Annotated in this window: 19 protein-coding genes and 1 pseudogene; 9 read left to right on the forward strand and 11 right to left on the reverse strand. The window is 39.7% G+C overall.

Going from position 1 to position 13,141, the window contains the following annotated elements; all coding sequences use genetic code 11:
* Positions 1 to 135: 135 nt before the first annotated feature.
* Together lipL and pta are read right to left on the reverse strand one after the other, a co-directional pair.
* A complete protein-coding gene (gene lipL / locus QLQ22_RS24270; protein WP_223438694.1) occupies positions 136 to 978 on the reverse strand; it encodes an octanoyl-[GcvH]:protein N-octanoyltransferase in 843 nt (280 codons plus the stop codon).
* Between the two features lie 113 nt (positions 979 to 1,091).
* Positions 1,092 to 2,063 carry a phosphate acetyltransferase gene (gene pta / locus QLQ22_RS24275; RefSeq protein ID WP_223438695.1) on the reverse strand — a complete coding sequence of 324 codons (972 nt, stop codon included), beginning with the start codon at positions 2,061 to 2,063 and terminating at the stop codon, positions 1,092 to 1,094.
* A gap of 249 nt (positions 2,064 to 2,312) precedes the next feature.
* On the opposite strand from pta, the gene hemQ reads away from it, so the two are divergent.
* The 3 genes and pseudogenes from hemQ to gerQ all read left to right on the forward strand — a co-directional run bounded on the left by hemQ (position 2,313) and on the right by gerQ (position 4,225).
* Positions 2,313 to 3,056 (forward strand): hydrogen peroxide-dependent heme synthase, encoded by a 744-nt coding sequence (gene hemQ / locus QLQ22_RS24280; RefSeq protein ID WP_223438696.1) that lies wholly within the window; start codon positions 2,313 to 2,315, stop codon positions 3,054 to 3,056.
* A gap of 345 nt (positions 3,057 to 3,401) precedes the next feature.
* Positions 3,402 to 3,774 (forward strand): annotated as a pseudogene (locus tag QLQ22_RS24285) (cell wall hydrolase).
* A gap of 25 nt (positions 3,775 to 3,799) precedes the next feature.
* The gene (gerQ, locus tag QLQ22_RS24290) at positions 3,800 to 4,225 is read left to right on the forward strand and encodes a spore coat protein GerQ (protein WP_223438697.1); all 426 of its coding nucleotides are present in this window, start codon (positions 3,800 to 3,802) and stop codon (positions 4,223 to 4,225) included.
* A gap of 56 nt (positions 4,226 to 4,281) precedes the next feature.
* On the opposite strand, the gene QLQ22_RS24295 is transcribed toward gerQ, so the two are convergent.
* The 5 genes from QLQ22_RS24295 to QLQ22_RS24315 form a co-directional block, all read right to left on the reverse strand.
* Positions 4,282 to 4,707 carry a hypothetical protein gene (locus QLQ22_RS24295; protein WP_223438698.1) on the reverse strand — a complete coding sequence of 142 codons (426 nt, stop codon included), beginning with the start codon at positions 4,705 to 4,707 and terminating at the stop codon, positions 4,282 to 4,284.
* A gap of 155 nt (positions 4,708 to 4,862) precedes the next feature.
* Positions 4,863 to 5,234, reverse strand: a complete 372-nt coding sequence (locus QLQ22_RS24300) for a DUF423 domain-containing protein (RefSeq protein ID WP_070878805.1) — start codon at positions 5,232 to 5,234, stop codon at positions 4,863 to 4,865.
* A gap of 97 nt (positions 5,235 to 5,331) precedes the next feature.
* Positions 5,332 to 5,571 (reverse strand): DUF3951 domain-containing protein, encoded by a 240-nt coding sequence (locus QLQ22_RS24305; protein ID WP_252207733.1) that lies wholly within the window; start codon positions 5,569 to 5,571, stop codon positions 5,332 to 5,334.
* Between the two features lie 15 nt (positions 5,572 to 5,586).
* Positions 5,587 to 5,868 (reverse strand): YwdI family protein, encoded by a 282-nt coding sequence (locus tag QLQ22_RS24310; RefSeq protein WP_252207735.1) that lies wholly within the window; start codon positions 5,866 to 5,868, stop codon positions 5,587 to 5,589.
* 46 nt (positions 5,869 to 5,914) lie between these two features.
* Positions 5,915 to 6,085: a uracil-DNA glycosylase gene (locus tag QLQ22_RS24315; RefSeq protein WP_223438701.1), complete on the reverse strand. Its 171-nt coding sequence runs from the start codon at positions 6,083 to 6,085 to the stop codon at positions 5,915 to 5,917.
* Positions 6,086 to 6,225: 140 nt separating this feature from the next.
* On the opposite strand from QLQ22_RS24315, the gene QLQ22_RS24320 reads away from it, so the two are divergent.
* On the forward strand, positions 6,226 to 6,573 hold the full coding sequence (locus QLQ22_RS24320; protein WP_223443752.1) for a YflT domain-containing protein: 348 nt from the start codon (positions 6,226 to 6,228) through the stop codon (positions 6,571 to 6,573).
* A gap of 37 nt (positions 6,574 to 6,610) precedes the next feature.
* Here the strand turns inward: QLQ22_RS24320 and QLQ22_RS24325 are convergent, their stop codons facing one another.
* The 4 genes from QLQ22_RS24325 to QLQ22_RS24340 form a co-directional block, all read right to left on the reverse strand.
* Positions 6,611 to 7,288: a uracil-DNA glycosylase gene (locus QLQ22_RS24325; protein WP_223438702.1), complete on the reverse strand. Its 678-nt coding sequence runs from the start codon at positions 7,286 to 7,288 to the stop codon at positions 6,611 to 6,613.
* Between the two features lie 22 nt (positions 7,289 to 7,310).
* The gene (locus QLQ22_RS24330) at positions 7,311 to 7,613 is read right to left on the reverse strand and encodes an ArsR/SmtB family transcription factor (protein WP_223438703.1); all 303 of its coding nucleotides are present in this window, start codon (positions 7,611 to 7,613) and stop codon (positions 7,311 to 7,313) included.
* Between the two features lie 16 nt (positions 7,614 to 7,629).
* Positions 7,630 to 8,394: an SDR family NAD(P)-dependent oxidoreductase gene (locus QLQ22_RS24335; RefSeq protein ID WP_223438704.1), complete on the reverse strand. Its 765-nt coding sequence runs from the start codon at positions 8,392 to 8,394 to the stop codon at positions 7,630 to 7,632.
* A 105-nt stretch (positions 8,395 to 8,499) separates the two neighbouring features.
* The gene (locus QLQ22_RS24340) at positions 8,500 to 9,300 is read right to left on the reverse strand and encodes a glycosyltransferase family 2 protein (protein WP_223438705.1); all 801 of its coding nucleotides are present in this window, start codon (positions 9,298 to 9,300) and stop codon (positions 8,500 to 8,502) included.
* 164 nt (positions 9,301 to 9,464) lie between these two features.
* Between QLQ22_RS24340 and QLQ22_RS24345 the strand changes: the two genes are divergently transcribed.
* The 5 genes from QLQ22_RS24345 to QLQ22_RS24360 all read left to right on the forward strand — a co-directional run bounded on the left by QLQ22_RS24345 (position 9,465) and on the right by QLQ22_RS24360 (position 13,071).
* Positions 9,465 to 9,782, forward strand: coding sequence for a YflT domain-containing protein (locus tag QLQ22_RS24345; RefSeq protein WP_070878811.1), 318 nt, complete (start codon positions 9,465 to 9,467; stop codon positions 9,780 to 9,782).
* 246 nt (positions 9,783 to 10,028) lie between these two features.
* On the forward strand, positions 10,029 to 10,757 hold the full coding sequence (locus QLQ22_RS24350; protein WP_284015753.1) for a L,D-transpeptidase family protein: 729 nt from the start codon (positions 10,029 to 10,031) through the stop codon (positions 10,755 to 10,757).
* A 120-nt stretch (positions 10,758 to 10,877) separates the two neighbouring features.
* Positions 10,878 to 11,756: an AraC family transcriptional regulator gene (locus tag QLQ22_RS24355; RefSeq protein ID WP_284015754.1), complete on the forward strand. Its 879-nt coding sequence runs from the start codon at positions 10,878 to 10,880 to the stop codon at positions 11,754 to 11,756.
* Positions 11,757 to 12,204: 448 nt separating this feature from the next.
* On the forward strand, positions 12,205 to 12,414 hold the full coding sequence (locus QLQ22_RS25225) for a MerR family transcriptional regulator (protein WP_223443753.1): 210 nt from the start codon (positions 12,205 to 12,207) through the stop codon (positions 12,412 to 12,414).
* A 444-nt stretch (positions 12,415 to 12,858) separates the two neighbouring features.
* Entirely contained in the window at positions 12,859 to 13,071 is a 213-nt protein-coding gene (locus QLQ22_RS24360; RefSeq protein WP_284015755.1) for a hypothetical protein, read from the forward strand.
* Positions 13,072 to 13,141: the final 70 nt, after the last annotated feature.

A 13,141-nucleotide genomic window follows, 5' to 3' on the forward strand; every position in this document is an offset into this window, starting at 1 on the left:
GTCCGATTCGACTTTTTGGGGGATTTTGTTCTGGCCTAGGAGTTAGGTGATGGAGCTAGACATAGAAGCGCAAAACTTTATACTGCTAAGCTCATAAGAAAACACATCAGAAACAAACCTGATGCGTTCGTTTTTCTATTGCACAGTTCCAAACACTTTTTCATTCCGGTCATACATGCGAAGCAGATTTTTTTCAAACAGCACCTGTTCATCGACAGACAGTGCAGCAGCGTAAATTCTGCCGCTCAGGTCCTTTAAGGTTTTCAGAAACGACAGCATAAGAGTTTGAACAGTAATTTCATCATGAAGCAGTTCGCTTAAGGATGCCATTGTTTCAGGAACAATTTGAGGATATACAAATTTCGTCGGTTCACCTTTTTTCGCAAGCTCATAAAATCTGCGTATCAATTCCGCCCTCCAAGCTCCGCTGCCGTTGGCACAAAGATAAATTTGAACAGCGATGCCCCCGCGCAGTCTTCGCTGTGAAATTCCGGCGAATTTTTTCCCGCCTATGCTTAAGTCATAGCTGCCTGGGCAATAAGATCCCGTTATTTCTCTTGCTTCTATCTCAGTACCATAGTCCGCAAGCATCCGCTTAATCAGGTCCCACATCGTGTCATAGCCGCGATTGATATCGATCCCCTTTTCAGTTTCAGGGAAAATCAGTGATATATTAAGAACCCCTTCATCTAAAACAACAGCAAGGCCGCCTGAATTTCGTACGATCACGCGATACCCCTGTTCTTTTAAATAAGAGATTCCATCCTGTAAATAAGGAAGCTTTGTATCTTGAATGCCAAGCACAATCGTTTTGTGGTGAACCCATGTCCGGGCCGTTGCAGGTGAAGTGCCGTTCCCGACCGCTGCACATAACGTATCATCCATCGCAAAGGACTGTCTCGCATCAAAATGAGGTCCGAGACTGGACTGATCGACAATCTTCCATTCATTTTGTTTTAATAAGGTTTCAAATGACATGTTGATGAAATCCTCCCGAGTTTATAAGCATGTATATTATAGCATGAACAATCGGAAATATTGATGCATAAAAAGAGACAGCCTGCTCTCAGGCTGTCTCTCATTTCTCACTATTAAACCGCTTGTCCAGCAGTAATCAGTGCAAGCTTATAAACATCTTCTGCATTACATCCGCGTGAAAGATCGTTCACAGGTGCATTCAAGCCTTGCAGAATCGGTCCGACTGCTTCAAAGTTTCCTAAGCGCTGTGCAATTTTGTATCCGATGTTCCCTGCTTCTAGGCTTGGGAAAACAAATACGTTTGCATCGCCTTTGATGACAGAGTCCGGTGCCTTTGATTTTGCTACAGAAGGTACAAATGCAGCGTCAAATTGGAACTCACCGTCTAACACAAGGTTAGGCTCCATTTCTTTTGCTATTTTTACCGCTTCAGCAACGCGCTCTGTTTCAGGTGATTTTGCAGATCCTTTTGTTGAGAAGCTGAGCATAGCAACTCTAGGTTCGATATCAAACATATCGGCTGTTTTTGCACTTTCGATTGCAATCTCAGCAAGATCTTGGCTATTAGGCGAAATGTTGATTGCACAGTCAGCAAATACATATTTCTCGTCGCCGCGAACCATGATGAAGACACCTGATGTTTTCTTGACTCCCTCTTTTGTTTTAATGATTTGAAGCGCCGGGCGAACTGTGTCTGCCGTTGAATGAGCAGCACCGCTTACTAAGCCGTGAGCTTGTCCAGTGTACACAAGCATTGTTCCAAAGTAGTTTTCATCAAGCAGGATTTTTTGCGCCTGCTCTTCTGTAGCTTTGCCTTTTCGGCGTTCTACGAAAGATTGAACAAGCTCGTTCATGCCTTCAAATGTATTAGGGTCATAAATTTCGACACCATCTAACGTAAGATTCAGTTCATCTGCTTTTTTCGTAATCTCCTCATTGCTGCCGACAAGAATCGGTTTTAGAATTCCTTCTCCAGCCAAACGGTTTGCAGCAGTAAGAATACGCTCATCCATTCCTTCAGGAAAAACGATTTTAAGCTCTTTTCCAGTTACTTTTTCTTTTAAAAGAGTAAATAAATCAGACATTACAAAACCTCCTAATTAGTATAAATCCATTGATCCAAGATTAAGGATACTCCACTTACAGACAAATTCAAACAGCCGCGGGCAAATAGAGCGCTTACACCTTAAATTCTTTATTTTCACAATTAACTAACATTTAAACTTATGTACTTCCTTTATAATATGGACAATGAAGGCTGTTTCCATTATGGAATGGACAAACTATGGTATAGTTAATAGGTAATTAAGAATGATGAAACGGAGTGAACTTATATGAGTGAAGCTGCACAAACGTTAGATGGCTGGTATTGTTTACATGATTTCCGCGCAATGAACTGGGCGCTTTGGAAAACAGTAAGCAGTGACGAGCGTCAAGCAGCAATTTATGAGTTTCAGGGTTTGCTTGAAAAATGGGGAATTGCTGATGATCAAAAGCAAGGCAGTCAGGCATTATATTCGATTGTCGGACAAAAAGCTGACTTTATGCTGATGATTTTGCGCCCTACTATGGAAGAGTTAAATGTTATTGAAACAGAGTTTAATAAATCGAAGCTTGCTGATTATACTCTGCCTGCATATTCATATGTATCTGTTGTAGAGCTCAGCAACTATTTGCCTGCTGGTGAAGATCCATACCAAAATCCTCAAGTGCTTGCCCGTCTTTATCCATCTCTTCCTGAAGCAAAGCATGTCTGCTTCTATCCGATGGATAAACGCCGCAATGGCCAGGATAACTGGTACATGCTTCCGATGGATGAGCGCAAAAGCCTGATGCGCAGCCATGGCATGATCGGCCGCCAATACGCTGGAAAAGTAAAGCAGATTATTACAGGCTCTGTCGGTTTTGATGATTTTGAATGGGGTGTCACGTTATTCTCAGATGATGTTCTTCAGTTCAAAAAACTTATTTACGAAATGCGTTTTGACGAGGTCAGCGCACGTTACGGCGAATTTGGCACATTCTTTGTAGGAAACATTCTTCCTGCCGATAAATTGTACGGATATTTTCATATCTAAGGAACGATAGTATAAGCCCTTGCCTAAGCCGGCAAGGGCTTTTTATATATAATAAAAACAGCACCGTCGGCAATCCTCAGCGCCTAACTCCCCAGTCAGGACGGCTCCGCCAAAAAAAGCAAACTAGGGCCTTTTTCAGAAGATCCTTCTCTGCCTGTCGGAGCTGACCAAGGCATTTCCGCTTTTCTTAGTGTCATAACACTGCCTTTCCCATCATACCTATTAATGAGTGAGACCTAATTTTTTTCATCTAATCACCTTATACAACCAGATGTTTTTTCATAAGGCAGGTGATGACATGGGAGTGATTTCCTATACATCAAGGAAGTTATGCTGCCTGCATGATTGATCCGTGCAGAGAGCGAAGGAGATGGCAAGCTCGGCATGTTCATGGCTGGAAATGTTGGAGTAAGTCTGGTTCGTGCTGAATGTCTCGATTTTAGGGATCTAACATCGCTTACCAGATGATCTTCCAAAAGCCGGGCGGATTTGAGGCTGCAGAAAAGGGTTATTATTATCAGGATGCAAGGCAAAGCAGGATTGATTTGGCCAAAAAAGGCACCAGCGGTCAAAGATTTCATCCGGCAGCCAATTCCCTTTGGTTTTCGGATCTTTCGGAAAATGTCCGGGAACCTGGTATAACCAGCCGAATACAGGAAGGTTCAAATCGCCCTTTTTCTTTTCGCCTACTCGAGCAAATTGTCCTGACGTTTTTTAATTTTTTCTATCTAAGGAGGTACAACATGAATTCAGCGTACAATCAGTTTGGAGCAGGCTTCAATCCATATGGAGCCGGGTATGATTACCGTCAGCAGCAGCCGCAGTATGGCTATCCCCAACAGCAGCAACAGCAGGGCGGCCAGCAGCAAACACCCACTCAGGCTCAAGGCGGAATGCTGCCGCTAGAGGAATCGTACATTGAGAATATACTTCGTTTAAATCGCGGGAAAGTAGCTACAGTCTATATGACGTTTGAAGCCAGCAAAGAGTGGAACTCTAAAATTTTTAAAGGTGTCATCGAAGCCGCAGGACGAGATCATATTATTTTAAGCGATCAAAAAACAGCAAAAAGATACCTGCTGTTAATGGTTTACTTAGACTATATTACGTTTGATGAGGAAATTGCTTATTATTATCCGTATGATATGACTTCATATCCTCCAAGATAATCGTACAGGGCATACATGAAAGATGTATGCTCTTTTTGTGCAAAAAATGGTCCGCATTAACCCTTCCAATAATAGCGCTCATCTTTCTCCTGATCTTCGCTGGTTTCTTCAAGGTCACGCTCATTTCTGCTTTGAAACAGGGTAAGCGTCTGTTTTTCGATGTCAGATGGATTTACAGCGGCTGCATGTTCTGCCTCTCCATCTTTTCCTTTAACTGCATCTATTAATTGTTCCATCAGAACGTTGCGCTTTTCTTGCTGTTTTAAAAGAGCTGCCAGACCGAGCAAGAGGCTCCCGGCTGCAAGTAATGTAACATAGACGGAGAAGGACGGAATGTACTGCCATATCATTAAAGACGCGGGGCTTCCATATTCACCAAGTTCTTCTTCCAGCGACTTAAAAATAAGTGATATATGATTTAATGCACCTGATACACCTGATAAAATCATCAAACTGCCTATAATCAAAAGCACCTTCTTCACGTTTTAAACCACCCTTTTTTTTCTTATTTTACCATGTATTGTGTGATAGGGATAATAGATTTGCAGGTTAATTATCGATTCCTGAGGTTTATGATCAAATTGATACCCCTTCCCTTTTTCAAAAAAAAAGAGTCCCGCAAAGGACTCCTCCAATTCTATAAAAACTTCACAACTGCAATGATCATCATTACCCAGGCAATTAAAAATGAAAGGCCTCCGAGCGGTGTGATGGCACCAAGAACACTAATTTGAGTAACGGTTAAGACGTACAGGCTTCCGGAAAATAAGAGAATTCCGATAAACATGAGCCAGCCCGCCCATGTCAGCATGCCTGCCTGCGGAAGTTTATCGATTAAAAAAGCGATAACGAATAAACCGCCGGCATGAAACATTTGATAAGTGACGCCTGTCTGCCAGATTTTCAAGTATTTCTCAGGTACCTTTCCTTCAAGCCCATGAGCTCCGAATGCGCCTAATGCGACGGCCAGAAAAGCGTTTGCTGCAGCAAGTATTAAAAATAGTTTCAAGATTATCTTCTCCTCGATTTTGAAATCAGCCTCTAGTTTTCATCTTACCCTATCATTTCTTTAAATCAAGACAGACAGCCGATTCGTCAACAGATGTTCAAATCTTTGGATTCTTGTTTTTATTTTTATCATCACCTTGTCCATCCTCATCCTCCTGCATATATTTTTCCTCGTGAAAGGCGACGGGTGCCTGGCCGGTTATTTCATCAAAAGGAGTATAATACGTTGTTACAGTCTGCTTTTTGACAATAATTTTATATAATCCTATGAAAACCAGGATGATGATGATGATTGGAAATGAAATGACGGCTAGATTTACAAAATCACTCGGACTCATAAAACCGCCTCCTGTTTAAAAATCAAATATAGAATCCCCGTTCACGCCGCCCTCTTCTTTTTTCTTGTTGTTAAAATTAGATGCTCCCATCATTTTTTGAAGCTGAAGGGAATCCACTTGATTCGGAGAAGGCTGCTTCGTTTCATAGCGCTCTTCCGCCTGCTCTTCAAGCACCAGATCACATAGTGTTTTCACTGCAAGCAGTCTTTCTCTTACTTCTGAATCACTTGATCCGTGCATGGCACCGTGAATTTCTTTTTCCATTTTTGCAAGCAGCTTTGAAATATGTATATCCATCCTGCCGTTCCTCCATTTCTTTGGTATTTCTATATCGCATGAAACATTATCTTTTTGAAGTGTATTTCATACAGGCTTCACCTGATGATTTCATCACGGTTACAGAAGGTCTTACAGCAGATTTAAAACCGTAAGCCCTGCAGCCGTTTGGAAAATCCCTGTCCCAAGTGACATAGTAATACGTGCATTTTAAGCAGTTGATCGGTTGATTCTTCATATCCTATATCCTGCCTTTATTCTTATCCTTGTAACCTATTATACCAATAGACGCTCTACATCGCCTGAAAAAAAGGGGTTTAACTTTTACCGGTTAGTGCTATTTAAACACTAAGTAACCTAAAAGGAGAGTGAATGAAAATGAAACCAGCTGTAAAAGAATACACAAATGACGAACTATTAAAAAATGACGTAATGGAACTGAAAAGTAAAGGTGTCGACAAGCACGACATTTATATTCTCTCACATGATGATGAACGCACAAACCGTATAGCAAACAATGCAGAAGCGAATACCATCGGCATCTCTGAATTAGGTCTTGGAAGTGCGGTGGGCAACATTTTCAGCAAAAAAGGCGATGAGCTTCGCACAAAATTAGAAGAAGTCGGATTCAGCTCTGCAGAAGCAGAACGCTATGAAGAAAAGCTTGATGAAGGTAAAATCTTATTGCTTGTTACAGATCATGAGCGTGTAACAGGCTGGGTATAATCAGTTAAGAGGAGGTGCGGACAGCACCTCCTCTTTTTTATCTGTTTCTTATTTCCCAGTCAATTTCATTCCGTCCCATTTTCTTCAGTGCCTCATTCGCTCTTGAAAACGGCTTGCTTCCGAAGAATCCTTTTCTGGCGGAAAAAGGACTGGGGTGCGGCGATTCAATCACTATATGTTTAACTGTATCAATCAGCGCTTTCTTTTCTGCTGCATGCTTTCCCCATAAAATAAACACGACTGGCTGTTCGCGCTCATTCAAAAGCTCAATGATGCGATTTGTGAACGTTTCCCAGCCTTGCCCTTTGTGTGAGGCTGCCTGACCTTTTCTTACTGTCAAAACAGTATTCAATAACAGCACACCTTGCTTAGCCCATTTTTCAAGGGAACCATGATTTGGAGGATCATATCCAAGATCATCCTTCAATTCCAGAAAAATATTACGGAGCGAAGGCGGCTGCTTGACACCTTCCTGAACAGAGAAGCTAAGGCCGTGAGCCTGATTTGGCCCATGATAAGGATCCTGGCCAAGGATCACTACTTTTACCTCTTCATAAGAAGTGAATTGCAGAGCGTTAAACAAATCGTCCATGTCTGGATAGATGGTCTCTGTCTCATATTCTGTTTTCAGAAATTCTCTCAGCCTCTGATAATATGGTTTTTCAAATTCCGGTTTTAGCCACGTCCACCAGCCGTCATGAAGCTGCTGTTTCATCTGTTTTCATCCTTTCTTAAGGTTAAATACAGGTTTCTTCTACCAAGGTAATTAATTTTTTCAGAAGGGTAACTGAATCTTCAAGTGCTAATGAATAGAACCTCTTCGTACCCTGCTGTTCAATGGTCACCAATCCCTGATCCTTCAATATTTTCAGATGATGGGAAATTGCTGGTCTTGAAAGCCGGGATTGATCGGCAATTTCATTCACAGTCAGCCTTTCCGTTTCTGCTAATAAAAGAATAATGTCCTGTCTCGCGGGATCGCCGAGAGCATGGAATAATGGGATGCATGAACGAAATGTATCAATGGCTTGGTCTCCCATTTGATTCACACCTTTCTTAAGCGCGCTCTTGCGTCTTCCGCACAATGCCTGTTACCGTTTTTCGCGGCATGAATCGTACAGCTGCTGCAAGAATTGTATTTTTAAAGCCTGGAATAATCAGAGTCTTACCTTTTTTCATCCCTTCATATGCCGCATCAGCAACGGGTTTCACTTCCATTACTCCACTTTTAAAGAGCTTGGATTGTCCAAGATTGGCGCGTTCGCTGAAGCTTGTTTTAGTAGGGCCGGGACATAAAACAAATACTGATACACCAGTGCCTTTCAGTTCATTTTCAATTGCTTCACTAAATGATAACACATAAGCTTTTGCCGCGTAATAGACCGCCATCAATGGACCGGGCTGAAAAGCGGCAGTGGAGGCAACATTTAAAACCTGGCCTGATTTTTTTGAAATCATATCAGGTAAAAATAATTTGGTTAACAGCGTGATTGATTTGATATTCAAATCAATCATATTCAGTTCCTCTTCCGCAGACGTGTTTATAAAATCCCCATATAAACCAAAACCGGCATTGTTCACTAAAACATCCACATGAATCTTCTCCTGCTGCAATTCCTGAAACAATTCATGAATTTGATTCATATTACTTAAGTCCTTAGCTTTGACGATTGCTGTCGTATTTTTAAGTTCGTCAGCCAGTTTCATTAGTTTCATTTCGTTTCTTGCTGTCAAGATTAGACGGAAGTTATCCTCTGCATACTTATAAGCAAGCTCTCTTCCGATTCCATCTGAAGCTCCTGTAATTAATACGGTTTTCAACTATATAAACTCCTTTTAGTCTATTTGTTTAAACATTTAAACTTATAATACCATCGAGATTATAACTTTGCAATCATTAAACAAAAACTCCTGCCGCAGCAGGAGTCAGATTAATCTCGATATCATTGGCTTCCCGTCCCAGACAAGCAGGCTTAGCGCCTCTCTTGCCTTTAATTCGGGTTCTTCTAATAGAACAAAGAAGTTTTTTTGAGGAAGCTCTCCCAATTGATGCTTTTCACTGAGCTTTTCAAGGTAAGATTGTCTTCTTTCATTAAGAGCTGCAGATTGATGATTGCCTGTATCAGAAAAAGCATAAATAACGCTAGCTACCGGCACCCGCTTCACTTGAAATTTTCCTGAAACTCTTAAAAAGAAGTCCCAGTCCCAATAATTGTGAACCTCTGGATCAAAATATCCGATCGACTGATGGACATTTTTTAAATATAAGCTTCCTGACGGCACAAACGTTGAGAAGCGCCTCATTTCTTTTGAATCATATGTATAGGCAAATAATCTGCGGCTGATAGGAACTCGTACGTGGTTCTGTTCCTCAAACCCGACAATCTCAACATCTGAATAGACAAGATGCGCATCTGTCAGTTCATGAACCATTCTTTCAATATGCTCAGGGGTGAAATAGTCATCATCATCACTCAGCATAATAGCATCGCCTTCTGCCTGGAAAGCTCCGGCGTTGCGGGCATGAACATGTCCTGCATTTTCTTCTAGATCAATGATGCGTATTGGAAGATCATGATAGGCATCTTTTAAAGAGTCTACCGGTTCCCCTCCATCATTCACAACAATAATTTCATATGGGCGGTATGTTTGACGGGCAATAGATTCTAGCAGCTCTGCAAGAGTGTAAAGACGGTTATATGTCACAATAATGACTGAAACACGCAATCCTGATCTCCTCTTTTCCTATTTATTTCTACTGCTCATTAAATCATAAAAAGGAAAAGATTGCTCTAGGCTGATACTTTAGACTCATTTATTAACCAGCTTGTTTTTAAAACTTGTACATTGGGTATTTATTAACTATCAGCAGAAAAAGGAGAGAGATTAAAATGAAAACATTTGTAGTTGAAAATGGTGTTCAAGCAACTGAAAAAATCAATCACCTTGAAGTTGAAGGGTTTGTAAAAGACGATATTTATCTTTTCGCACATGACCCGAACCGCTCAAAACATCTCACTTCCGGAACAGATACTGAAAGTGTCGGCGTTTCCGAGCAAGGCGTCTTTTCATCAATGAAAAACGTTTTCCGTTCACGCGGAGATGAGCTTCGCTCGAAAATGGTATCTCTGGGATTAACAGAGAACGAAGCAGCTCATATGGAAGAAGAGCTTGATAAGGGCAAGGTAGTAATTGTAGCACACCAATAATTCATACAATCTATATTTCCCCCTACTAATATAGATGTATAGGCGGGTCTCATATCTCATGAGACCCGCCTTTTTTATATTTAATTGGAACAATTTAACCAAAACCCCCGTCTTATGCTACGAATAGAGTAAAAGGAGAGATGACTTTAATTATCAGCATTTCGACAAGAAGATTCTACATGTTCCTCATTCGTTGTCTGGTAATCTTTTCTTGTACTTTTTTAACTAAAAGGGGACTAGAGAGAAATGAAAAAATGGTTTATGCTGTTTGCCGCTCTTTTCTTATTTGCATCTTTTATTGTGCCAGTTAAAGCAGACGCTGTACCTCAGCTTATCATCATTAACAAAAGCACGAATAAACTTGCATTTTTTGACGGCGGCAAGCTTCTTAATGTATTTAATGTCGCAACAGGGAGAGATAATTCGTTTACCCCGGAAGGAGCGTTTCCAATTGTAAACAAGATCAAAAATCGTCCTTATTACAAAGACAATATTCCAGGAGGCGACAGCCGAAATCCGCTCGGAGACAGATGGCTCGGTCTTCATGCTCTTGGCACCAATGGAACGACCTATGCCATCCATGGCAATAACAATCCTAATTCCATCGGAACTTATGCCAGCGCAGGCTGTATTCGTATGCATAATGAAGAAATCCGCTATCTATTCGACCAGGTACACACAGGCACCTCAGTTATCATTCTTCACTCAAACCAATCCTTTGAAGCAATAGCTGCCGCAAACAACTATCCAAATACTGTACCCGCAGATTCAGCACCTGTTCAGGAAGAAAAGAAACCGCAGCCTCCTGCTAAAGAAAAACCTGCTCCCGCACCTATGGAAGAGCCAAAACCTGAGGCACCGAACCCCGAAGAAGAAGATCCTTTATCGTGTATCAAGAGCAAAATTCAAGGCAGAATCTATTTTCCAGATATTCATGTAAAAACGGATGTTACGTGTCCTGCAAAAACCAGCTGACCTTAATTAAGGGGCCTATAAAAATAATTATGAAAGCAAATTCCGATACATTCCGTATATAAAACATCGAGTAAAAAAAGAAATTTACCGATAATATGTATTTGTAAAGGAGGGAAATGAATGTTACAAGAATTCAATCATTTAATGGACTACATTGAAACACATTTGACGGAAGAAATCTCTGGAAAAGATATATCAAAAATTGTAGGACTATCTGATTATCATTTTAAAAGAATGTTTTCGTATATGGCTGGCATGTCATTGAATGAGTATATCAAAAATAGGAGATTATCAGTTGCAAATGTTGAATTAATTAACGGAGCAAAAGTGACAGATATTGCCTATAAATATGGTTATCAATCTATAGAAGGATTTTCAAGAGCCTTTCGTGAATGGAGTGGTTTTTTACCTTCAGTAGTAACTAAAAACAAAATTCAAAAATCATTTCCCAAATTTTCATTCTTTATAGATATAAGAGGAGGAATATCCATGGAATTCAAAATTGAAAAGAAAGAGAAGTTTAATATAGTAGGTGTATCGAAAAGAGTGCCAATTCAATTCGAAGGTGAAAATCATGCTATCTTAGAACTAGCCCAGTCAATTACCGAACAACAAAGAAATGAAATGCATCAATTAGCTGATTTATATCCTCATCAAGTCTTGAATGTATCTTATGATTTTGATGATGGTTTCTTGGAAGAAAAAGGCTACTTAACTCATATGATTGGTTTTGCAACTACAAAAGAAAATACATTCGATGATTTAGAACAACTTTTTATTGAAGAAAGTTTATGGGCAATTTTCCCTAATCAAGGACCATTTCCTGCTACGCTTCAAGAAACTACCGCAAAAATTTATTCTGAATGGTTGCCTTCTTCAGATTATGAATTAGCAGATATACCTGGAATTTCTTTTACAAAGCATAATGGTACATCGGAAAATGTATATAGCGAAATTTGGATGCCAGTAAAGAAAAAAGTTAGCGATAAACTTGGATGATTATTATATTTACAGAAGTGTTATTCCGTTAAATCTACATTTACAATACTAGACCAGTTAGGAAATATCTTACTGGTCTTTTTGAAATTGATAAAATCAACACTTATCGCTAACAGAGCATTCTCTTATTATGTTTTATTCCATTAAATGGCCCGATTGCGGAACAAAAGGAATCCTGCATATCAATACAGGATTTTTGATCAAACTTTTTTCAACAGCCACAGTAGTCTTTTTATTCTGTTACTCTTTCTCCTTTTGGCCAAAAAACAGAATACGGATTAAAAGGCTCATGGAGTGAGAAAGAGAAAGAGCATAAGGAAAAACTGATATCACCAAGGGTGATATACCAGGCAAAGCCTAGTGTTTTAATGATATCAATGAGAATGATGATATATCCCCTTCGCGTCCCCTTATTTTGAGGTTATAATGTCCCTTTTGTGTCCCTTGGCTGACCGTTGCAGACGTCTCTGAGAAAATCGGGATACCGGTCGAAACTATCAGGAGATACATAAGGAATCACAGCCACCATTTAAAGGTCCGAAAACTTCATAAGAAGTACCAACTTCATGATGAATGTGTGACCGTCATCGAACAGATTAGAGAATTATATTCAGATGGAAAAAGAATTGATGAGGTAGCACTAAAAATAGCAGGCTAATTCCATATGGATTAGACCTGTTATTTTTGTTGATATTACAAGGTTTTCAACGTTTAAGAGCAGAAATAGTTACCTATTTAGCAATAGGATAATAACTATTGTCCATCATAAAATTAGTGTGCTAATTGGCTTTGAGAATTCCCAAATTATTTTATTGCCTGATGTCTACTGACAGACCACATTTAAATGGGATTTATATGATATTATTATAAATAATGGATATTCCATTAAATGGATGTTTAACGAAGGAAGAAATTAAGAAGATTTTGGTGTAATTTTGAATTCGATAAAAACAAGGTGAAAGGATGATCAAAGATTAATAAAAAAATAGTAGGCGGGTTAATTGCATTTACTGCTTTATTAATTGGCATTCCCTTAATAATTCTTTTTTCATATGAGGAATCAGCAAAATTCGAGGGGTTTCCAGTACCCAAAACTGCTGAGATGACAGCTAATAAAAGTAAACTAGAAGCTTATAATTGGGGCCCAGCTTCAGAAGAAAATGGTCTGCCTTTAAGGTACCGAGCAATCATTAAACAATGGGGTTGGGAGAAAAAAGAGCAAGAAGGTAGTTTAACCGTTTACGAAAAAGATGGACAAGAAGTAGATGTTATTTCACAGACAGATTATTTATCTCTTAGCACTTCTGGAAATTGAAAGTTTTTAATTATCTTTTAACCTTGTTTATTTGATTTTTTTATTCCACAATCAGGGGCTATAATTGAAT

Source organism: Metabacillus hrfriensis (assembly GCF_030127205.1).
GTDB lineage: Bacteria > Bacillota > Bacilli > Bacillales > Bacillaceae > Bacillus_P > Bacillus_P dongyingensis.

What these genes read in the sequence shown, in the direction of transcription:
- lipL (WP_223438694.1), bottom strand. Translation starts at nt 978, where the DNA reads ATGTCATTTGAAACCTTATTAAAACAAAATGAATGGAAGATTGTCGAT.
- pta (WP_223438695.1), bottom strand. Translation starts at nt 2,063, where the DNA reads ATGTCTGATTTATTTACTCTTTTAAAAGAAAAAGTAACTGGAAAAGAG.
- hemQ (WP_223438696.1), top strand. Translation starts at nt 2,313, where the DNA reads ATGAGTGAAGCTGCACAAACGTTAGATGGCTGGTATTGTTTACATGAT.
- gerQ (WP_223438697.1), top strand. Translation starts at nt 3,800, where the DNA reads ATGAATTCAGCGTACAATCAGTTTGGAGCAGGCTTCAATCCATATGGA.
- QLQ22_RS24305 (WP_252207733.1), bottom strand. Translation starts at nt 5,571, where the DNA reads ATGAGTCCGAGTGATTTTGTAAATCTAGCCGTCATTTCATTTCCAATC.
- QLQ22_RS24310 (WP_252207735.1), bottom strand. Translation starts at nt 5,868, where the DNA reads ATGGATATACATATTTCAAAGCTGCTTGCAAAAATGGAAAAAGAAATT.
- QLQ22_RS24315 (WP_223438701.1), bottom strand. Translation starts at nt 6,085, where the DNA reads ATGAAGAATCAACCGATCAACTGCTTAAAATGCACGTATTACTATGTC.
- QLQ22_RS24320 (WP_223443752.1), top strand. Translation starts at nt 6,226, where the DNA reads ATGAAACCAGCTGTAAAAGAATACACAAATGACGAACTATTAAAAAAT.
- QLQ22_RS24325 (WP_223438702.1), bottom strand. Translation starts at nt 7,288, where the DNA reads ATGAAACAGCAGCTTCATGACGGCTGGTGGACGTGGCTAAAACCGGAA.
- QLQ22_RS24330 (WP_223438703.1), bottom strand. Translation starts at nt 7,613, where the DNA reads ATGGGAGACCAAGCCATTGATACATTTCGTTCATGCATCCCATTATTC.
- QLQ22_RS24345 (WP_070878811.1), top strand. Translation starts at nt 9,465, where the DNA reads ATGAAAACATTTGTAGTTGAAAATGGTGTTCAAGCAACTGAAAAAATC.
- QLQ22_RS24350 (WP_284015753.1), top strand. Translation starts at nt 10,029, where the DNA reads ATGAAAAAATGGTTTATGCTGTTTGCCGCTCTTTTCTTATTTGCATCT.
- QLQ22_RS24355 (WP_284015754.1), top strand. Translation starts at nt 10,878, where the DNA reads ATGTTACAAGAATTCAATCATTTAATGGACTACATTGAAACACATTTG.
- QLQ22_RS24360 (WP_284015755.1), top strand. Translation starts at nt 12,859, where the DNA reads ATGACAGCTAATAAAAGTAAACTAGAAGCTTATAATTGGGGCCCAGCT.